The sequence below is a fragment of the Dactylosporangium thailandense genome (genome assembly GCF_059739745.1).
Map to the genome: position 1 here is coordinate 11,566,146 of NZ_AP029195.1, position 20,447 is coordinate 11,586,592.

Genomic DNA, 20,447 nt, shown 5'->3' on the forward strand with positions numbered 1-20,447 from the left:
CTCGGGCTACCGCTCGGCCAGCGCCCGGTACTGCGGTGACCGCAGGAACCCGGGCAGCAGCAGCGCCGCGGTCACGCCCAGGTCACGGGCGAGCGCCTCCTCGGGTGTGAGGAACACCATGGCCTGGCCCTCACCGAGCACCACGTCCTCCTGGCGGGCGTCGGTGGGCCCGCAGAAGACGTGCATCTCGACCTCGCCGTCGGCGGTGGTCACCGAGGGGCGGGTGCGCACGAGGTACGGCTCGATCGCCCCGGCGTCGAGCCCCGTCTCCTCCTGCACCTCGCGGCGCGCGGCCTCCTCCGGGGACTCCCCGTCCTCGATCTTGCCGCCGGGCATCGCCCACTGGTTCGGCGAGACCTTGGCCCGCTGGTCGCGGTGCTGCATGAGCACGCGCCCCTGGGGGTCGACCAGGAACACGACGGCGACTCGGCGCTCGATCACCGGCTCATCCTGTCATCCCCGGACAAAGCTGAAGCGGACCTGGCGTGTGCTGTTGTCGCCGTTCGGGTCCACCAGGCAGATCGACTGCCAGGTGCCCAGCGCGATCCGGCCGCCGACGACCGGCAGGGTGGCGTACGGCGCGACGAACCCCGGCATCACGTGATCGCGCCCGTGGCCGGGGGAGCCGTGCCGGTGCTGCCAGCGGTCGTCGGCCGGCAGCAGGTCGTCCAGCGCGCGCAGCAGGTCGTCGTCGCTGCCGGCGCCGGTCTCGATGATGGCCACGCCCGCGGTGGCGTGCGGGACGAACACGTTGAGCAGGCCGTCGCCGTCGCCGGCCGCCTCACTCACGAACCGCGCCGCCTCCTGCGTGATGTCCCGCACGACGGGGCGGGAGCCGGTCCGGACCGTGATGACCTCGGTGTGCATCGGTCCAGTCTCCCAGCCGCTCAGTCGGAATGGTGGTGGTGCGACGAGCCCGAGTCGCTGCCGCCCGACGAGCCGGAGTCGCTCCAGCTCGACGACGAGCCGGAGTCGTGGTGGTGGATCGTGTGGCCGTGGCTCTGCCAGTGCTCGTGCGAGGACGACCCGGGGGACGGGTCGGGGCTCGTCATCGGCGCCGGCCCGGAAGGCCACGCGGGATCCAGCGGGCTGGGGGCGGGCGTGTAGCCGTCGCCGCCCCTGTTGTGCGCGCCCGCGCGGGGACCCTTGCGGAAGACGACCACCACCGTGACCACGATCGCCGTGGTCAGGGCCACGGTGACGATGCCGCACGGCAGCAGCAACCACCAGGACGAATTCTCGGACACGGGCGGCACGGTAGCCGATCCGCGGGCCTGGGATACTCGTAATGTCGCGTCTGCGTCAAGAGGGACAGGCCACAGAAGTTACCGACCGGTATCGTGTCGAGCGTCGCAGTTGGCGTCCCGTAGGCGTGACGGACCGCACCGAAGCCAGGCAGGATGGACAAGGGCTCGTAGAAGGCCATGAACCATCGAGCCGCACCCCGAGGCCACCCAGACCGGTCGCAGCGCCCGACGAGTCCCGCCGAGCACCACCCCGGTCGCTAGCTACCCAGAAGGAACGCCTGTGTCCACCGAACGCAAGCGCCCGGTGATCAGCGACGGCCTACCGAGCCAGCTGCCCGACATCGACCCCGAGGAGACCACCGAGTGGGTCGAATCGCTGGACGGCGTGATCGACGAGCGCGGCACGAAGCGCGCACGGTACGTGATGCTGCGCCTGTTGGAGCGCGCCCGCGAACGGCAGGTCGGCGTCCCGCCGCTCACCACGACCGACTACATCAACACCATCGCGCCCGAGCGGGAGCCCTGGTTCCCCGGCGATGAGCACATCGAGCGGCGCATCCGGGCCTACATCCGCTGGAACGCCGCCATGCTGGTGCAGCGGGCCCAGCGGCCCGACGTCGGCGTCGGCGGCCACATCTCGACCTTCGCCAGCGCCGCGAGCCTGTACGAGGTCGGCTTCAACCACTTCTTCCGCGGCAAGGACCACCCCGGCGGCGGCGACCAGGTCTTCTTCCAGGGCCACGCGTCGCCGGGCATGTACGCCCGCGCCTTCCTCGAGGGCCGCCTGAGCGGGGAGCAGCTCGACGGCTTCCGCCAGGAGCTCTCGCACCGGGGGCTCGGCGGCGGCCTGCCCAGCTACCCGCACCCGAGGCTCATGCCGGGCTTCTGGGAGTTCCCGACGGTGTCGATGGGCCTCGGCGGCATCAACGCCATCTACCAGGCGCGCTTCAATCGGTACCTGCACAACCGCGGTTTCAAGGACACGTCCGGCCAGCACGTGTGGGCGTTCCTCGGCGACGGCGAGATGGACGAGCCCGAGTCGATCGGCGCCATCGGCGTCGCGGCCCGCGAGGAGCTGGACAACCTCACCTTCGTGATCAACTGCAACCTGCAGCGCCTCGACGGCCCGGTCCGCGGCAACGGCAAGGTGATGCAGGAGCTCGAGGCGTTCTTCCGCGGCGCCGGCTGGAACGTGATCAAGGTCGTCTGGGGCCGCGAATGGGACCCGCTGCTGGCCGCCGACACCGACGGCGCGCTGGTCAACCTCATGAACGTGACGCCCGACGGTGACTACCAGACGTACAAGGCCGAGTCCGGCGCCTACGTCCGCGAGCACTTCTTCGGCCGCGACCCGCGCACCCGCAAGATGGTCGAGCACCTCTCCGACGACGAGATCTGGAACCTCAAGCGGGGCGGGCACGACTACCGCAAGCTCTACGCCGCGTACAAGGCCGCCACGGAGCACACCGGGCAGCCGACGGTCATCCTGGCCAAGACCATCAAGGGCTGGACGCTGGGCTCGCACTTCGAGGGCCGCAACGCCACGCACCAGATGAAGAAGCTGACCCTGCAGGACGTCAAGGACTTCCGGGACCGGCTGTACCTCGACATCCCCGACAGCGCGATCGGCGAGAACCCGTACGCGGTGCCGTACTACCGCCCGGACGACAAGTCCGAGGAGATGCAGTACATGCGCGAGCGCCGCGCCGCCCTCGGCGGCTCGGTGCCCGAGCGGCGCACCAAGCACATCCCGCTGCAGCTGCCGGACAGCTCGGTCTACGGCGACATCAAGCGCGGCTCGGGCAAGCAGAAGGTCGCCACCACGATGGCCTTCGTACGCATGCTCAAGGACCTCATGCGCGACAAGGGCATGGGCAAGCGCTGGGTGCCCGTCATCCCCGACGAGGCCCGCACCTTCGGCATGGACTCGCTGTTCCCGACGGCGAAGATCTACTCGCCGCACGGGCAGAACTACACCCCGGTCGACCGGGAGCTGTTCCTGTCCTACCGCGAGGCCACGACCGGCCAGATCCTGCACGAGGGCATCAACGAGGCCGGCTCGGTCGCCTCGTTCACCGCCGCCGCGACCAGCTACGCCACGCACGGCGAGCCGATCATCCCGGTGTACATCTTCTACTCGATGTTCGGCTTCCAGCGCACCGCCGACGGCATCTGGGCCGCGGCCGACCAGATGTCGCGGGGCTTCCTGCTCGGCGCCACGGCCGGTCGCACGACGCTCAACGGCGAGGGCCTGCAGCACGAGGACGGGCACTCGCTGCTCATCGCCGCGACCAACCCGGCCGTGGTGGCCTATGACCCGGCGTTCGCCTTCGAGATCGCGCACATCACGGAGAACGCGGTCAACCGCATGTACGGCGAGGCCCCCGAGGACCTCATCTACTACCTGACCGTCTACAACGAGCCGATCTTCCAGCCGGCCGAGCCCGCCGACGTCAACGTGGACGGCATCCTGCGCGGCCTGTACCGCTACCTGCCCGCCGAGGGAGCCGCGGACGGCCCCAAGGCGCAGATCCTCGCCTCGGGCACGGGCATGCAGTGGGCGCTGAAGGCCCAGAAGCTGCTCGCCGAGGAGTGGGGCGTCGCGGCGGACGTGTGGTCGGCGACGTCGTGGACGGAGCTGCGCCGCGACGCCGTACGCGCCGAGGAGCACAACCTGCTCCACCCGGCGGACGAGCCGCAGGTGCCGTACGTGACCCAGGCCCTGCAGGACACGACGGGCCCGGTGATCGCGGTGAGCGACTTCATGCGCGCCGTGCCGGACCTGATCGCCCGCTGGGTGCCGAACGACTACACGTCGCTGGGCACCGACGGCTTCGGCCTCTCCGACACCCGTCACGCCCTGCGCCGCCACTTCCACGTGGACGCGGAGTCGATCGTGGTGGCGACGCTGCGCCAGCTGGCCCGCCGCGGCGAGGTCCCGGCCTCGGCTCCCGCGGAGGCCGCGAAGAAGTACGCGATCGACGACGTGAACGCAGCGCCGGTCGGCGAAACGGGCGGTGACTCCTAAGAATCCCCTTCGAGGCGCGGCGGCCGGGTGTTGTTCCAGCACCCGGCCGCTTTCGCAAATCGCAACGCTTTCGTGACGTCCACTGTTTCTTACGCTGAGCGACGAGACCCAAGGTCAATTTTTCGCGTGCAGGTACCGTGGTGGTAAGACCGGAACGCCGCCGCCAGGCACGCCTCGTCTCGTCTCGTTTTCGATCGCGCTTGCTTCGCTTTCGCCTGGTCGTCGCTGCCTGGCCGAGTGCGCAATGCGCGCGGCCACGGCGGGATGTTCTCGCGGGGCTTGCGCTCACTCGGCCGCACGTCGCCGGCTCACGGCGTGGCCTGCTGGCGGGGTTTCGGGGCGTCGGACAACGGCGAGGCTAGGCGAGGGCTGGTCACCGGGCCGCGGATGGCTCGCCGTGGGCCGGGCGCTCGCCGCTCGCCGCTCGCCGTCCGCCACGGGCCTGGTCGGCGGGCCTGGTGTGGGGCGGCACGTCAAGCCCGGCGCTCACGCGCGGGCTGGGCGCCGCTCACGGCCCGCCGAGCGAGGCCGCCGTCCGCTGGCGCCGGCGCTCGCCGGCCGAGAGCGTGCCCTCGGGTCCGAGCAGCGGGGCGTGCCGTCCGGACGTCGGCGGAGGCGTGCCGTCGGCCCGAGCCGGGGGTGTCGTCTGGCGGGCGTGCGCCCGCCTGTCGCGGCGCGGCTCGATCGCGCAAGCTCGGCGGCGCTCGCTACCCGGCCGTGTGCGCCCCTGCGGATCGGCGGGTCGCCGTGCGTGGTGGCTCGGGCTGCGGCCGGCCGAGAGCGCGCCCTCAGGTCCGAGCAGCGGGGCGTGCCGTCCGGACGTCGGTGGAGGCGTGCCGTCGGCCCGAGCCGGGGGTGTCGTCTGGCGGGCGTGCGCCCGCCTGTCGCTGCGCGGCTCGATCGCGCAAGGTCGGCGGCGCTCGCTACCCGGCCGTGTGCGCCCCCGCGGATCGTGAGGTCACCGTGCGTGGTGGCTCGGGCTGCGGCCGGCCGAGAGCGCGCCCTCAGGTCCGAGCAGCGGGGCGTGCCGTCCGGACGTCGGCGGAGGCGTGCCGTCGGCCCGAGCCGGGGGTGCCGTCTGGCGGGCGTGCGCCCGCCTGTGGCTGCGCGGCTCGATCGCGCAAGGTCGGCCGTGTGCGCCCCCACAGACCGGCGGGTCACCGTGCGTGGTGGCTCAGGCCGCGGCCGCCCGCCGCCGGGAGGGCCTGTCGCGCGCCGCACCGCCGAAAGAGCCGGCCCTGAAGCCGAGAGCGAGTGCACGATCCGAACGATTCGGCGAATCACGATAAAAGCGGAAAAGTCCGAAATGTGGCGCCGGGCCGCCGCGAGCTGCCAACCGCAAGCGAGCGCGCGGTTGAGTAATGACGCCGCCCGGCAGTATGTGATGCCATCACGTAGAGCGACAACGATGCCCTCACTCGGACTAGCTGGCCCTTCGGTGCAAACCCACCCGCAGAACGTCGAACGTCAAGACCCGCAACGGCCCAACCCCACCCACCCGTACGGGTCGATGTTGATCAATCAAGTAGATCAACACCAGGCTTTGAGTAGGTACCCTCAGTTTCCTTGAGTACTACGTTCGGATTACGAGGGTCGACCGTAGGCTACGGTGACGCTACTTTGGGCACCGGCATGAAATCTGCACGTGAACATTTCCGTGAGAGAGCCGGTCTTGACGAACTCGACGCATGCGCGCACAGCTGCCCCAGGGGCGGCCACGTGCCGTCACTGTGTGCGCGTCGAGATCACAGTATTAGGCGGCCGCGCGCCACATGGCGCGGCGGGGTCCCGCGCCCATCGCGTCCAGCATGAGCGCCTGCACGGCATAAGGCTCGGCCGGCCGCCAGTGATGCGTCTCCGGCGTCAGCTCCCACCGGACCCGCCCCCCGAACTGCGCACTCGGCGGTGCTGGAATCCACGACCCTTGCCCGTGCAGGACCACCCCGGCGTGCGCCGAGAGCTCCGGCAGCACCCCGTGCCCGGGCAGCACCAGGAACATCCAGCGATCCCCGGGCGCCACCGCGACCGGGCCGCGGGCGGCCACGAAACCGTCGCCCAGCAGGGCGGCCCGGCCCAGGGCGCCGGGGACCTCCAGCACGTCGAAGGCGTAGCCGGTCGGCAGCAGCACCGTGTACGGGTGCTCGCGCCACAGCGACCGCACCGCCGGCGTGTCGAAGGTGAGCGGATGTGGCGCGGGGTGGCAGGCGACCGTGCGGCAGCCGGGACTGCCGCAGTCGAAGCGCCGCTCCCGCAGGTGCCGCCCGGCGTGCCGTCCGACCAGGTAGGCGCCCGGTCGCACGGGCCAGCCGTGCTCGGCGTAGCGGGTCGCGGCCTTCCGCAGGCGCGCGTGTTCCCAGAAGATCATGACCCTCTCCTGCCAGGCGAGATCACTCGAAAGTGCGCACGGAGCCACGTCGCGTTACCGGACGCGTTGTGCGTCGTTTGTCTCTGCGACGGGGGATGCAACTTGCACATCGGAACGTATGAGCGAACGGCCGGTTCGAACCGCACAAATCGTGCGATTTCTACCGGCCGGGTGACCTCCGGAGGTGAGCGACGTGGATGAGTTGCCCATCGGCCGTCGGGTGGCCTACTGGCGGAACCGGCGCAAGATGTCACAGCAGGTCTTCGCCGATCGGCTGGGCAAGTCCAAGAGCTGGGTCGACAAGGTCGAGCGCGGCGTGCGCCGGCTCGACAAGTTCTCGGTCGTGTACGAGATCGCCGACGTCCTGCAGCTGGACGTGCAGATCCTGCTGGGCCGGGACCCCGAGCGCCGCCCCGACAGCATCAACTGCGTCGACCAGATCGAGGTCGAGGAGATCCGGGCCGCGCTGGAGCGCTACGACCAGATCAGCGCCTTCTTCTACGCGCCGCCGGAGCCCCCGCCGCTGCCCGAGATGCGCAAGGCCGTGACCCACGCCTGGCTGTCGTACCAGCACGCGAAGTACGGCATGCTCGCCCGCACCCTCCCGAGGCTCCTGCGCGAGGCCCAGGCCGCCGACACCGCCTACAGCGAGGGCCACCAGGGCGAGGAGGCCGCCCACCTGCTCGGACAGGTGTACCAGATCGCCTCCAGCGCCCTGCGCAAGCTCGGCGAGCACGAGCTGTCCTGGCTCGCCGCCGACCGTTCGATCGCCGTGTCCCAGCGCGCCGGCGACCAGCTGCTGGCCGGCACCGCCACCACGCGGGTCGCCTGCGCGCTGCTCTCCCTCGGCCGGGCCCGCCCCGCCCTGGAGATCAACGTCAACATCGCCAACCGGCTCGCCCCCGGCTTCGGCGGCAACGACACGAGCCCGGAGCGGCATTCGGTCTACGGCCAGCTGCTGCTGCAGGGCGCGATGGCGGCCGCGCGCATCGGCGACAGCGCGACCGTGCGCGACCTGCTGGCCGGCGCCGAGGAGGCCGCCCGGAGCATGGACGGCGACGCCAACTACTACTGGACGTCCTTCGGCCCGACGAACGTGAAGCTGCACCGGGCCGCCGCCGCCGTCGAGCTCGGCGAGGGCCGGGTGGCGGTGGAGGTACACCAGACGCTCGATCCGGACGGGTTCAACGCCCTGCTGCCCGAGCGCCGCGCCCACCACTTCCTCGACCAGGCCCGCGCCCAGGCGCTCGTCGGCGACATCGACATGGCCAGCGAGATGCTCCTCGAGGGCGACCGGCTGGCGCCGTCGGAGATCCGCTGCCGCCCGCTGGCCCGCGAGGTGCTCAGCGACGTCCTGCGCCGCACCAGGGGCGCCCCCTCGGCCCCGGTGGCCGAACTCGCGGAGCACATGAGCGTAGGGGTCTGAAAAGTGGTCTGAAAGGGCGCGTCGCGGGGCAGAATGCCCGCATGTCACGACCCGTTTTGTACGCCGTTGTGTGTGGCTCGCCCGCCACCGCCGGCGTCGGCAATCTGGTCTCGCTCGCCCAGGAGCGTGGCTGGGACGTCTGCGTGGTGGCCACGCCGGACGCCCTCAAGTGGCTCGACATCCCCGGCCTCGTCAAGCAGACGGGCCACCCCGTGCGGCACCACTACAAGTACCCCGGCGACCCCGACATCCTGCCCGCGGCCGAGGCGATGATCGTGGCGCCCGCGACCGTCAACACCGTGAACAAGTGGTCGGCCGGCATCGCCGACACGCTCGCGCTCGGGCTCATCGTCGAGGCGCTCGGGCTGGGGCTGCCGATCGTCGCGGTGCCGTACACCAACCGCGCGATGGCCGCCCACCCCGCCTTCGGCGAGTCGATCGAGCGGCTGCGCTCCTGGGGCGTCACCGTGCTCTACGGCGACGACGTGCTCGAGCTGCACCAGCCCGGCATCGGCGAGACGCGCACCGACTTCCCGTGGCGCCTGCCGCTGGACGCGCTGGAGGCGCACCCGTCCGTGCAGGCCCAGCGCATCACGGGGGGCGGGGGAGTGGACTAACGTTACGCCGTGCTTGTCGCCGAACTCGTGAAGCTGCTCGAGCAGCGGTACCCGCCGGAGTGGGCCGAGGACTGGGACCGCGTCGGGTTCGTCCTGGGCGAGCCGGACGCGACCGTGACCCGCGTGCTGCTCGCCGTCGACTGCGACCCCGCCGTCGTCGAGGAGGCCGCGCGGGCCGGGGCGCAGTTCGTCTTCACCCATCACCCGCTGCTGCTGCGGGGCGTCTCCAGCCTGGCGCCCACGACGTACAAGGGCCGCATCGTGCACCGGATGATCCGCGAGGGGATCGCGCTGTTCACCGCCCACACGAACGGCGACGTCGCGAACCCGGGGGTGTCCGATGCGCTGGCGGCGAGGCTCGGGCTGCTGGACGTACACCCGCTGCGGCCGGATCCCCGGGCGCCCGAACGCGGTCACGGGCGCATCGGCCGGCTCCCCGAGCCGATGACCCTGGCGCGGTTCGCCCGGCTCGCGGCGAGTCAACTGCCGGGAGCGGCGGCTTCGGTACGGGCGGCCGGCGACCCGGACGCCCGGGTCGAGACGGTCGCGGTGTCCGGCGGGGCGGGCGACGCGTTCCTGGCCGACGCCACCCGCGCCGGCGTTGACGCATACTTGACCGCGGATCTGCGCCACCACCCGGCGCAGGAGCACCTCGCGAACGGCGGGCCGGCCCTCGTCGACGTCACCCACTGGGCGTCCGAGCGCCCGTGGCTGGACGACGTCGCGGCGTTCCTGCGCACGGAGGCCGGCGTGCAGACCATCGTGTCCGATGTGGACACCTCACCCTGGGCCCTGTTGGAGGAAGACGACTCGTGAAGGCCGATCCGGAAGACCAGCGCCGCCTGCTCGATCTCCAGGCGATCGACATCGCGCTGACCCAGCTCGCGCACAAGCGCAAGGCCCTGCCCGAGCACGCCGAGCTCGGCTCGCTGGCCCGCGAGCTGTCCACGTTGGAGGATCAGCGGGTCCGCGCCCAGGTGGCCGTCGACGATCTCGACCGCGACATCGAGCGGCTCGAGAAGGACGTGGAGCAGGTCCGCTCGCGCAAGGACAAGGACCAGTCCCGCCTCGACGCCGGCACCGGCCCGTCCCGGGAGCTGGAGGCCCTGCAGCACGAGATCGCCACGCTGAACCGGCGCCAGTCCGAGCTCGAGGACGCCGAGCTGGAGCTCATGGAGCAGCGCGAGTCCGCGCAGGGCGTCCTCGACGAGATCGTCGGCAAGCTGGAGGCGGCCCGGGCCACCCGCGCCGCGGCCGAGCAGCGCCGCGACGAGGCCCTCGCCGCGATCGCCAAGGACGAGGAGTTCCGCCAGTCCGGGCGGCGCCCGCTCGCCGCCGACCTGCCCGCCGACCTCGTCGGGCTCTACGACAAGATCCGCGAGTCCAGCGGCGGGATCGGCGCGGCGATGCTGCGCCAGGGCCGCTGCGAGGGCTGCCGCATCGAGCTCTCCGGCGGCGACAAGGCCCGCGTGAAGGCCGCCCCGGCCGACGAGGTCGTGCGGTGCGAGGAGTGCCGGCGCATCCTGGTGCGCACCGCCGAGTCGGGGCTGTAGCCGCATGCGGGTGACCGTCGAGGCGGACGGGGGATCGCGCGGCAACCCGGGGCCGGCCGGCTACGGCGCGGTCGTGCGCGACGAGGCCGGCGCGGTGCTCGCCGAGCGGCTCGGGGCGCTCGGGGTGACGACGAACAACGTCGCGGAGTACAGCGGCCTCATCGCGGGGCTGAAGGCCGCCCGCGAGCTGGGTGCCGACGAGGTCGACGTGCGCATGGACTCCAAGCTCGTCATCGAGCAGATGGCCGGGCGCTGGCAGATCAAGCATCCGGGCCTGCGCCCCCTGGCCGAGGAGGCGCGCGGCATCGCGCAGGGCTTCGCCCTGGTGCGGTACGGCTGGATCCCCCGCGAGCGCAACAAGGACGCCGACCGCCTGGCCAACGCCGCGATGGACGGCGAGGCCAAGGAGGTCACCGAGCCCGCCCGCCGCTCGTGGTCGCCGCCCGCGACTGGCTCCCCGCTGCGCATGGTGGTCATCCGCCACGGCGAGACCCCCTACACGGCGCAGAAGCGGTACTCGGGCCGCGGCGACGTCCCGCTCTCGGACCTCGGCCACGAGCAGGCCGCCCGGGCCGCGGCCCGGGCCCGGGAGCTGGCGCCGGACCTGGCCGCGGTCATCACCTCGCCGCTGAAGCGCTGCCTGGAGACCGCGGCCGCGCTCGGCGACGTGCCGCTGATCGTCGAGGACGACCTCATCGAGTGCGACTTCGGCGAGTGGGAGGGCCTCACCTACGCCGAGGTCCACGAGCGCTACGCGGCCGAGCAGGAGCGCTGGCTCGCCTCCACCGCCGTCCCGCCGCCCGGGGGCGAGTCGTTCCAGCAGGTCGCCATGCGCGTGCGGCGGGCGGTGCGCAGCCTGCAGGACCGCTTCGACGGCCGGCAGATCGCGGTCGTGAGCCACGTGACCCCGATCAAGCTGATGCTGCGCGACGCGCTGGCCGCGAGCGACTCGTTCCTGTTCCGGCTGTACCTCGACCCGGCCGGCGTCTCGCTGCTGGACTCCTGGCCCGACGGCGGGGTCGCGGTGCGCTCGGTGAACGAGACCGCGCACCTGTCCTAGAAGAACGCGCGGTACAGCAGCACGCACCCGACCACGGTGCCGAACACGACGATGAGCGCCTTGAGCACGGCGCTCGGCAGCCTCCGGGCGAGCCGGGCGCCGGCGTAGCCCCCGGCGAGCGCGGCCGGCGCGACCACCGCCACGTCGGCCCAGTCGACCGGCCCGAACAGCGCGAACGCGAGCACCCCGACGAGCCCGCCGACGGCCGAGATGACGTTCTTGAGCGCGCTGACGCGGGCCATCGGCTCGTCCAGCACCAGCCCGAGGGCCGCGACGAGCATGACGCCGAGGGCGGCGCCGAAGTACCCGCCGTACAGCGACCCGAGGAACACCATCGCGTGCAGGCCGAGCGCCCGGTGGCGTCCGGCCAGTTCCCGCGGGTGCCCGACGAGCCGCCGCAGCCGGTCCTGCAGCGCGAGCACCGCGGCCGCCCCGAGCACCAGGAACGGTACCACGTAGCCGAACGCCGCGGCCGGGGTGAGCAGCAGCAGCGCGCACCCGAGCGCGGCCCCGGCCACCGCCGTCGGCACGAGCCGCGGCACCCGCGCGCGGGGGAGATCCGCGCGGCTGCCGTAGACGGACGAGACGTACCCCGGAAACACTGATGTGGTGTTCGTCACATTTGCCGCCACGGGCGGCAGCCCCGTCGCGATCAGCGCCGGGAACGTGATGAGCGACCCGCCGCCCGCGATCGCATTGACCGTCCCGGCCGCGAGCCCCGCGACGCCGAGCAAGGCGATGTGGGCCGGTTCCATGGTCTGACTACCATAGTCAGCACGACGGACGAGTCGACCGGGCGGCCGCGTCGATGCCACTGGCATCGCCGAGGAACGTCCGGGCTCCACAGGGCAGGGTGGTTGTTAACGGCAACCCGGGGCGACCCGCGGGACAGTGCCACAGAGAGCAGACCGCCCGGCTCGGATGAGCCGGGTAAGGGTGAAACGGTGGGGTAAGAGCCCACCAGCGCCCCGGGTGACCGGGGCGGCTAGGTAAACCCCACCCGGAGCAAGGTCAAAAGGGCCGGCGCCCACGGGCCCGGCCTGCGCAGGCGTTCGAGGGCGGCCCGCCCGAGCCTGCGGGTGGACCGCTGGAGCCTGCCGGCGACGGCAGGCCGAGATGGATGGCCGCCCCCTGCCGCGAGGCGGGGACAGAACCCGGCGTACAGGTCGACTCGTCCGTCGCACCGACCTGACGTTCTCGCAGCTCAGTTGGGGTTGAGGGACCAGCTGCCGTGCCGCTTCCGCTCCTCGGCGGCGCGCCTGCGGTACGGGTCGGCTTGCCACCGATTTCGTTGGTTGCTGTTTCGGGCCGATCTGTGGACGGCCCCGTACGCTGCGTGCGATGACAGGCGGCGATCCGGCGGAGCTGGTGGAGTGGGTGTCGCAGCGAATTGGACGGTGCGGAGTTGTTGACGTTCCGGTACAACGGCCGCCAGCCGGTCCGGTTGGCACTGGCACAAGCGCCGTTTGGCGGTGTCCCGGTGGGCTGCCGAGCCCAGGTCGACTCGTCCGTCGCCTTCCGTGCCCGGGGCGCTGCATCTTTCAGCCCGTTTTCATCGGCTTTCATGGCGCAGAACACGGCTTCCGGATGCGCAGCGTGAGGACGGAGAAAGGGCGCTGAAAGGAACTTTAAGATCGGCTTTGGCTCCTTGACCCCTTTCGATGGGGTGGCCGAGCATTTGCGCGGTACGGCCGGACGAAGCGGCCGTCGGCGTGAACGGAGTGCCCGGTGCGGCGCAAAAGCATTGTCGTGTTGGTGGCCACCGCGGTCGCGGCTCTGGTCGTGACCCCCCTCGCGCTCGCCCGGGCCGGCGAAGGCGACGGCGACGCCGGGCACCCGAGCGCCCGCGGCAGCGCCGCGCCGCCGCCCGGGCTCGCGCCCGGGCACATCGACATGACGGGCGCGACCCCGCTGACCCGCGACGGCGAGCAGCAGCTGGGCTTCGAGGGCGTGAGCGTGCCGGGGCTGGCCAGCTGCCGGGAGTACAAAATCCTCAACCTGGCCGCGAACCGGTACATCGCGGAGGAGCAGGGGTTCGGCGGCGCGAGCCACAACATGCTCCGCGCGCGCACCGCGCCCGGGTCGACCGGCAGCTGGGAGATCTTCAAGATCTGCTCCGACGACGGCGGGCACACGGTGTTCCTGCAGGCGCCGTCCGGGTACCTGGTGACGGCGGAGTACGGGTACACCGGCAAGAACTTCGGCATGCTGCGCGGCCGCGGCGAATGGACCGACGTCTGGGAGACCTTCGACGTGTGGACCGACGCGGGCAAGTACTACCTGCGCAACGCCCAGCGCGGCACGTACTTCACCTGCCGCCTCGACTACACGGGCCAGTACTACGAGGAGATGAAGGCGACGGGCGCCGCGCCGGGCAGCTGGGAGGCGCTCTGGTTCGACCCGCTGTAGCAAGAACCCCTCAGGTCCGGCCCCGCACCGCCGACGACACCCGCATGAGGACGAGCCCGAAGGTGCTGATGGTCCTGCTGCTGGGGGTCGCGGCGGCGCTGCCGTCGTCGCAGGCGTACGCGGCGGCGCCGAAGCGGTACGTCAGCTGCGCCGCCCTCCAGCACGACTTCGCGCACGGCGTCGCCCGCGCCGGCGCGGCGGACAAGGTGAAGGGCAAAGCCAAGCCCGTCACGAACTTCACGGTCAACCCGGCCGCCTACAACGCCAACAAGCGCCTCGACGCCGACGCGGACGGGATCGCCTGCGAGCGGCGCTGAGAGCAGAGCCATGACTCGGGTCCGCGGTGGTGCGGACCGTCGCTCCCGCCAGACACCGTTCGGCCCTGGCGGGCCTCTCTGCCAGGTCCGCGGTTGGCCTCTCTGCCAGGTCCGCAGTTGGCCTCTCTGCCAGGTCCGCGGTTGGTCGGACCCGAGCCGGGCCGTCGAGAACCGCTCGTCGACGACCCGGCGTGTGCCGCGGCTTCACCCGAGGCGGGCGAGGTCCTCGAAGTACGTCGGGTAGGTCTTGGAAACGCACCGAGGGTGCTTGATGCGGATGCCGGGCACCCGCAGCCCGAGCAGCGCCAGGCTCATCGCCATGCGGTGGTCGTCGTACGTCTCGAAGTCCGTCGGCGCGATCGCCCCCGGCCGCACCGTGAACCCGTCGGCGTCCTCGGTCGCGTCCAGGCCCGCGCGGCGCAGCTCGGTCACGATGGCCGCGATCCGGTCGGTCTCCTTGCGCCGGATGAAGTCGATGCCGGTGACGACGGTGGGGGAGTCCGCGAACGCGGCCACGGCCGCGAGGGTCTGCGCGGTGTCGGAGATGTCGGCCATGTCGACCTCGATGCCGTGCAGCTCGCCGGTGCCCGTGACCGTGATGCGGTCGGCCGTCCGCTCGACCCGCGCGCCCATCCGCTCCAGCAGGTCCGCGAAGCGCACGTCGCCCTGCAGGCTGCCGGTGCCGAGGCCCTCGACGCTCACCCGGCCGCCGGTGATCGCGGCCGCGGCGAGCAGGTAGGAGGCGGCGCTGGCGTCGGGCTCGATGGCGTAGTCGGCGGGCCGGTACGCCCCCGGCCGCACCGTGAGACCCTCCACCGAAACCCCGAACGCGGCCATGACGGCGGCTGTCGACTCGACGTAGGGCACGGAGACCAACGGCGAGGTGAGCTCGACGGTGAGCCCGTCGGCCATCAGGGGCCCGGCCATCAGCAGACCGGAGAGGTACTGGCTGGAGATGTGCCCCGGCACCGCCACCTTCCCGCCGGCCACCGGCCCGGTCGCGGCGACGGGCAGGTATCCGGGCCGCCCGAGGTCCTCGATGCTCGCGCCGAGCTCGCGCAGCGCGTCCACGAGCGGGCCGAACGGGCGCGCCCGCAGCTGCGGGTCGCCGTCGACGACGCCGCGCGCCGGGCGCAGCGCCGCGGCGGGCAGGATGAAGCGCCCGGTGGTGCCGGACTGGCGCGCGTCGATGCGAACCTCGCCGGTCGCGGAGCGCGGGTCGATGCCGTCGACGAGCACCGTCTTCGCGGCCTCGTCGACGGCGATGGTCGCGCCCAGCGCCCGCACGGCGCCGAGCATCGCGTAGGTGTCGTTCGCGAAGAGCATCCCCGTCAGCGTGCTGCGCCCGGGCGCGAGGGCGGCACAGATGAGCGCGCGGTTGGTGATGCTCTTCGAGCCGGGCGGGCGCAGGGCGACGTCGGGCGGCGCGGTCAGCGGCGTGACGGCGAGGACGTCCGGCAGGTCATCGGCATGGAGGCTCACCCTTCGATTGTCCCGCAACGGGCTCGGAGTCCGACCCGGCACCCCGCCCCGGGCACCACCGCCCCAACCGCGTCTTGCCCGGCACCGCCCTTCCGCCCCCACCGCGTCTTGCCCGGCACCGCCTTTCCGCCCCCACCGCGTCTTGCCCGGCACCGCCTTTCCGCGCCGCCCGCATCTTGCCCGGCACCGTCTTTTCGCACCCACCGCGTCTTTTCGCATCGCCGCGTCCTCGCGTCCACGGTGCTGCTTCCCAGGTCCCGGCAACGCCCACCGGGCCGCCGCTCCAGGCCCGCCCCGACCCGCCCCGCAGCGGCACTCGTCCACGGTGGACGATCCCCGCGGCGGCCTCCGGCGCCACCCTCGTTCGTCTCCAAACGAGGATCGCCGGGTCGACCTTCCGACTCGAATGTGTTTCCTCCGTTCGGCTCACCCGCGGGTGAGAGTTGCCACACGAAGACGGTGCAACTCCCACAATCTTCCGGGATTTCGCAACCCCGCCATGATCGCGGATTCCTTGCGCGGCAACGCATTCCGTCCGCATTCGGATCCGCCCCGCGACTCCGCCCGGCCACACGAGCGTGACCCGGACCCTTGTCAGGGGGTTGCGTCTACTGTGGAATCTCAACAAGCTATTTGCCGGTTTCGGTGGCGCATGTTTCATTTGCGGTGCACAGTGATGTCATGAGCAGCAGCGGTGCTGAGCGGTACTACTGGTGCCTTTCTCACCAACGGGTCGAGTCCGAGGACAACATGTGCCCCGGAAGGGATCGCCTCGGACCGTACGACTCGGCGGCGGCAGCGGAACAGGCCCTCGCTACAGTCCATGAACGCAACGAGGCGTGGGACGCCGAAGACGAACGGTGGGAAGGCAAGCACTAGCAAAGCGCCGGAGCCCGTGGCGACCGCGAACCGCCCGGACAGCCGGCTCCCCGAAACACCCGACCACCCGCACAACCCAACCGCGAACATCCCGCAGGACGCGGGAGAACTCCTCCAGGAGGACCACGATGGCCGCAGCTAAGAAGGCCACCACGAGATCGGCCGCAGCGCGCGCGGCCGCGACGACCGCGGCGGCCTCGGCCCCCGCGACGACCGAGCAGGCCCCCGCCAGGGCCCGCAAGACGGTCGCGGCCGGCTCCCCCCGCCGTGCCACGACCGCGGCCGTGACGCCGTCCGCCGCTGACGCAACGGCGGCGACCGCCGCCAAGCCGCGTGCGACCCGATCCACGGCGAGCAAGACGAGCACCACGCCCGCCGCCGCGAAGACCACGGCGGCGAAGTCGGCGACCCCCGCGGCCCGCAAGACGACCGCGGCGAAGTCGGCGACCACGACTCCCGCGGCCCGCAAGGCGGCCGCGTCGAGCACGGCGACCCCGGCCGCCCGCAAGACCACGGCGGCGAAGACGGCGACCCCGGCGGCGAAGTCCACCGCGGCCGCGAAGTCGACCGCGGCGAAGTCGGCGACCCCCGCGGCCCGCAAGACCGCGGCGTCGAAGGCGGCAGCCCCGGCGGCGAAGGCGACCACGGCCGCGAAGTCGGCGACCCCGGCCGCCCGCAAGACGGCGGCGTCGAAGGCGGCGGCCCCGGCGGCGAAGTCGACCACGGCGGCGAAGAAGACCACCGCGGCGACCAAGTCGACGGCGGCCGCGAAGAAGACGACCACGGCGAAGGCGACCCCGGCCAAGACGGCCGCGAAGTCCACCCCCGCCAAGTCCACCGCCGCGAAGTCCACGGCGGCCAAGAAGACGACGGCGTCGAAGGCGGCCCCGGCGAAGTCGACCGCGACGAAGGCCACCGCGGCCAAGTCGACGGCGGCCAAGTCGACGGCGGCCAAGAAGACGACCACGGCCAAGGCCACCCCGGCGAAGGCCGCCACCAAGACGACCGCCGCGAAGAAGACGGCGGCGTCGAAGGCGGCCCCGGCCAAGACGACGGCGGCGAAGAAGACCGCGGCGTCGAAGGCGGCCCCGGCGAAGGCCGCGAAGTCGACGGCGGCGAAGGCCACCGCGACCAAGGCCGCCGCCAAGTCCACGACCGCCGCGAAGTCCACGGCGGCCAAGAAGACGGCGGCGTCGAAGGCGGCCCCGGCGAAGGCGACCGCGACGAAGGCCACCGCGGCCAAGTCGACGGCGGCCAAGAAGACCGCCGCGTCGAAGGCGGCCCCGGCGAAGGCCGCGAAGGCGACCGCGACGAAGGCCACCGCGACGAAGTCCACCGCCGCCAAGTCCGCGACCGCCGCCAAGAAGACGGCCACGGCGAAGGCGGCCCCGGCGAAGGCCGCCACCAAGTCGACGGCCGCCAAGTCGACGGCGACGAAGGCCGCCGCCAAGTCCACGACCGCCGCGAAGTCGACGGCGGCCAAGAAGACGACGGCGTCGAAGGCGGCCCCGGCGAAGACGGCCACGGCGAAGGCGGCCCCGGCGAAGGCCGCCACCAAGTCGACGGCCGCCAAGTCCACCGCGGCGAAGGCGACCACGGCGAAGGCCACCCCGGCCAAGTCCGCGGCGAAGGCGGCCCCGGCGAAGGCGGCGGCGGCCAAGTCGACGACGGCGAAGGCCACGAAGGCCGCCGCCACGAAGGCGACGGCGACGACGGCCACCGCGAAGGCGACCCCGGCCAAGACCGCCGCGACGAAGACGACGGGCACCAAGGCCACGGCCGCGAAGACGACCGCGACCAAGGCGACCGCCGCGAAGTCGACGGCCGCGAAGAAGACGGCCGCCCCGCGCAAGGCCCCGGCCAAGAAGGCCGCCGCGACCACGGCCCCGGAGACGACGGCCGCCGCGACGACCCCGGCCGAGCCGGCGACCCAGCCGGCCGCGGTCGCCGAGGGCGGCCTGGCGGCAGAGTCGGCCCCGGCCGAGGAGACCGCCGCGTCGGAGTCGATCCCGGGCCGCGAGAACGGCAACAACCCGGAAGAGGCCGCGAGCATGACCGCGGAGGACTGGGCCACCCTGGCCCGCCCGTAAGTGCCGAGGAACGGCCGGTCCAACGCCTCGGCGGGGACCGGCCGTTCGCATACCGAGCCAACCCGGCCGGCGCGCCCACCAGCGCGCCGGCCGTGCCGCATCCCCGGCAAGCCCGCCCGCCCCACTCACCTCCCGCGCCGGCCGCGCCGCATCCCCGGCAAGCGCGGCCGCGCCGGCTGCCTCCGCCCCGGCCGCGCCGCACCCCCGGCAAGCGCGGCCGCGCCGGCCGCCTCCGCGCCGGCCGCGCCGCACCCCCGGCAGGCGCGGCCGCCCCGCAAACCTCCCGCGCCCGCCGCGCCACACCCCCGACGAGCCCAGCCGCGCCGCCCGCCGCCCGCCCCCGCCGTGCCACAGCTCCGACAAGCCGGCCGGCGCGCGGCGAGCCGAGGCACAGGCCGCTCCCAGCCTTCGGCCCGCGCAAGCGTCATCGGACCGACGAGCGCCCCGGCCCGTGGACCGGGAACGGGACCGGCCGTTCGCGTGATTTCCGGGGTGACCGTTGCTGGTAAGACTGACCCCGTGACCGTCCGCCGAACCTTCGCACCCCGCATCGACTTCAGTGCGCTGCGCCACGAGCTCGAGCTGCCCGACGCGTTCACCGCGCCCGCGCAGCAGGAGGCCGAGGCCGCCGCGCGCAAGACGTTCGACGACCGGCCCGACCGGACCGAGCTCGAGTTCGTCACCATCGACCCGCCCACGTCCAAGGACCTCGACCAGGCGCTGCTCATCGAGCGGCGCGACGACGGCTACCGCGTGCACTACGCGATCGCTGACGTCGCGGCGTTCGTCGAGCCCGGCGGCGCCCTGGAGCGCGACACGTGGCAGCGGGGGCAGACCGTGTACCTGCCCGACGGCAAGGTGCCGCTGCACCCCCCGGTGCTCAGTGAGGCCGCGGCGAGCCTCTTGCCGGACCAGGTGCGGCCGGCCGTGCTCTGGTCGATCGACGTGGACGGCGAGGGCAACGCCGTCGGGGTCGACGTGCGGCGGGCGCGGGTGCGCAGCCGGGCCAAGCTCGACTACGAGTCGGTGCAGCGGGACGCGGACGCGGGCCGGCTGCACCCGTCGATCGCGCTGCTGCCCGAGATCGGCAAGCTGCTCGTGGCCCGCGGGCTGGAGCGCGGGGCCGTGAACCTGCCGATGCCCGAGCAGGAGATCGAGCCCGACGGGGACGGGTGGCGGCTGACGCTGCGGGCGCCGGTCGCGGTCGAGGAGTACAACGCGCAGATCTCCCTGCTCACCGGGATGTCGGCGGCGCGGATCATGCTCGACGGCGGCGTCGGGCTGCTGCGGACCATGCCACCGGCGCCGCAGGAGACCGTCGAGGCGCTTCGGCTGGCGGCGAAGGCACTGGACGTACCGTGGCCGGATGACGCGACTCCGGGGCAGATGATCGCGGCCCTGGACCCCGCTCAGCCGAGGGCGGCGGCGCTGCTCGACCAGGCCGCGGAGATGATGCGCGGGGCCGGCTACACGCCGTTCGACGGGGCGCCGCCGCAGCAGCCGCTGCACGCCGCGGTGGCCGCGCCGTACGCCCACGTGACAGCCCCGCTGCGGCGTCTGGCCGACCGGTACGTCACCGAGGTGTGCCTCGCGCTCCACGCGGGCGCAGCGGTGCCCTCGTGGGCGCGGGAGGCGCTGCCGAAGCTGCCGGAGGTCATGACCCGCACCGACCGGGTCGCGGGCTCGGCCGATCGCGGGGCGGTCGACCTGGTGGAGGCGACGCTGCTGCAGGGGCGGGTCGGGGAGACGTTCGAGGCCGCGGTGCTCGACGTGGACCGGGCCAAGCACCGGGCCGACATCGCGATCGACGAGCCGCCGGTGCGGGCGCGCTGCGAGGGCGACTCGCTGCCGCTGGGGGAGCGGATCTCGGTGCGGCTCACGGAGGCGGACCCGGCCAAGCGCAAGGTGACGTTCCACGAGGTGTGACAAAGGTGCGCGTGGGCTTCGCCGGGGGAAACGATCGGTGGGAGGTAC

Annotated in this window: 16 protein-coding genes and 1 other RNA gene; 11 read left to right on the forward strand and 6 right to left on the reverse strand. The window is 72.8% G+C overall.

What is annotated here, in order from left to right:
• Positions 1-6 precede the first annotated feature (6 nt).
• Genes AC6JBM_RS52035 through AC6JBM_RS52045 form a run of 3 tightly spaced genes read right to left on the reverse strand, consistent with a single transcriptional unit; the run spans position 7 to position 1,247 of the window.
• Positions 7-441, reverse strand: coding sequence for an NUDIX hydrolase (locus AC6JBM_RS52035; protein ID WP_497980913.1), 435 nt, complete (start codon positions 439-441; stop codon positions 7-9).
• Between the two features lie 12 nt (positions 442-453).
• Positions 454-867 carry a YjbQ family protein gene (locus AC6JBM_RS52040; protein ID WP_497980914.1) on the reverse strand — a complete coding sequence of 138 codons (414 nt, stop codon included), beginning with the start codon at positions 865-867 and terminating at the stop codon, positions 454-456.
• A 20-nt stretch (positions 868-887) separates the two neighbouring features.
• Positions 888-1,247 carry a hypothetical protein gene (locus tag AC6JBM_RS52045; protein ID WP_497980915.1) on the reverse strand — a complete coding sequence of 120 codons (360 nt, stop codon included), beginning with the start codon at positions 1,245-1,247 and terminating at the stop codon, positions 888-890.
• A gap of 280 nt (positions 1,248-1,527) precedes the next feature.
• Between AC6JBM_RS52045 and aceE the strand changes: the two genes are divergently transcribed.
• Positions 1,528-4,275 carry a pyruvate dehydrogenase (acetyl-transferring), homodimeric type gene (aceE, locus tag AC6JBM_RS52050; protein ID WP_497980916.1) on the forward strand — a complete coding sequence of 916 codons (2,748 nt, stop codon included), beginning with the start codon at positions 1,528-1,530 and terminating at the stop codon, positions 4,273-4,275.
• A gap of 1,753 nt (positions 4,276-6,028) precedes the next feature.
• Here aceE and AC6JBM_RS52055 read toward each other — a convergent pair.
• Positions 6,029-6,640, reverse strand: a complete 612-nt coding sequence (locus AC6JBM_RS52055) for a bifunctional DNA primase/polymerase (protein ID WP_497980917.1) — start codon at positions 6,638-6,640, stop codon at positions 6,029-6,031.
• A gap of 193 nt (positions 6,641-6,833) precedes the next feature.
• On the opposite strand from AC6JBM_RS52055, the gene AC6JBM_RS52060 reads away from it, so the two are divergent.
• Genes AC6JBM_RS52060 through AC6JBM_RS52080 form a run of 5 tightly spaced genes read left to right on the forward strand, consistent with a single transcriptional unit; the run spans position 6,834 to position 11,296 of the window.
• The gene (locus AC6JBM_RS52060; protein ID WP_497980918.1) at positions 6,834-8,066 is read left to right on the forward strand and encodes a helix-turn-helix domain-containing protein; all 1,233 of its coding nucleotides are present in this window, start codon (positions 6,834-6,836) and stop codon (positions 8,064-8,066) included.
• A gap of 41 nt (positions 8,067-8,107) precedes the next feature.
• On the forward strand, positions 8,108-8,683 hold the full coding sequence (locus tag AC6JBM_RS52065) for a flavoprotein (protein WP_497980919.1): 576 nt from the start codon (positions 8,108-8,110) through the stop codon (positions 8,681-8,683).
• Positions 8,684-8,692: 9 nt separating this feature from the next.
• On the forward strand, positions 8,693-9,499 hold the full coding sequence (locus AC6JBM_RS52070) for a Nif3-like dinuclear metal center hexameric protein (protein WP_497980920.1): 807 nt from the start codon (positions 8,693-8,695) through the stop codon (positions 9,497-9,499).
• Positions 9,496-10,236, forward strand: a complete 741-nt coding sequence (locus tag AC6JBM_RS52075) for a zinc ribbon domain-containing protein (RefSeq protein ID WP_497980921.1) — start codon at positions 9,496-9,498, stop codon at positions 10,234-10,236. The genes AC6JBM_RS52070 and AC6JBM_RS52075 overlap by 4 nt, the downstream gene beginning before the upstream one ends.
• Positions 10,237-10,240: 4 nt before the next feature.
• Positions 10,241-11,296 carry a histidine phosphatase family protein gene (locus tag AC6JBM_RS52080; RefSeq protein ID WP_350615100.1) on the forward strand — a complete coding sequence of 352 codons (1,056 nt, stop codon included), beginning with the start codon at positions 10,241-10,243 and terminating at the stop codon, positions 11,294-11,296.
• Here the strand turns inward: AC6JBM_RS52080 and AC6JBM_RS52085 are convergent.
• Positions 11,293-12,051 carry a sulfite exporter TauE/SafE family protein gene (locus AC6JBM_RS52085; RefSeq protein ID WP_497980922.1) on the reverse strand — a complete coding sequence of 253 codons (759 nt, stop codon included), beginning with the start codon at positions 12,049-12,051 and terminating at the stop codon, positions 11,293-11,295. The two genes, AC6JBM_RS52080 and AC6JBM_RS52085, sit on opposite strands and share 4 nt — an antisense overlap.
• A 29-nt stretch (positions 12,052-12,080) precedes the next feature.
• Between AC6JBM_RS52085 and rnpB the strand changes: the two genes are divergently transcribed.
• From rnpB to AC6JBM_RS52100, 3 genes are all read left to right on the forward strand, one after another.
• An RNA gene (gene rnpB / locus AC6JBM_RS52090) (RNase P RNA component class A) lies at positions 12,081-12,474 on the forward strand.
• A gap of 577 nt (positions 12,475-13,051) precedes the next feature.
• Positions 13,052-13,705 (forward strand): fascin domain-containing protein, encoded by a 654-nt coding sequence (locus AC6JBM_RS52095; RefSeq protein WP_497980923.1) that lies wholly within the window; start codon positions 13,052-13,054, stop codon positions 13,703-13,705.
• Between the two features lie 44 nt (positions 13,706-13,749).
• Positions 13,750-14,022: an excalibur calcium-binding domain-containing protein gene (locus AC6JBM_RS52100; protein WP_497980924.1), complete on the forward strand. Its 273-nt coding sequence runs from the start codon at positions 13,750-13,752 to the stop codon at positions 14,020-14,022.
• 204 nt (positions 14,023-14,226) lie between these two features.
• On the opposite strand, the gene aroA is transcribed toward AC6JBM_RS52100, so the two are convergent.
• Positions 14,227-15,504 carry a 3-phosphoshikimate 1-carboxyvinyltransferase gene (gene aroA / locus AC6JBM_RS52105; RefSeq protein ID WP_497980925.1) on the reverse strand — a complete coding sequence of 426 codons (1,278 nt, stop codon included), beginning with the start codon at positions 15,502-15,504 and terminating at the stop codon, positions 14,227-14,229.
• A gap of 1,007 nt (positions 15,505-16,511) precedes the next feature.
• On the opposite strand from aroA, the gene AC6JBM_RS52110 reads away from it, so the two are divergent.
• Together AC6JBM_RS52110 and AC6JBM_RS52115 are read left to right on the forward strand one after the other, a co-directional pair.
• Positions 16,512-18,473, forward strand: coding sequence for a hypothetical protein (locus tag AC6JBM_RS52110; RefSeq protein ID WP_497980926.1), 1,962 nt, complete (start codon positions 16,512-16,514; stop codon positions 18,471-18,473).
• A 519-nt stretch (positions 18,474-18,992) separates the two neighbouring features.
• Complete coding sequence (locus AC6JBM_RS52115; protein ID WP_497980927.1) at positions 18,993-20,399, forward strand: RNB domain-containing ribonuclease; 1,407 nt, start codon at positions 18,993-18,995, stop codon at positions 20,397-20,399.
• The last annotated feature ends 48 nt before the right edge of the window (positions 20,400-20,447 follow it).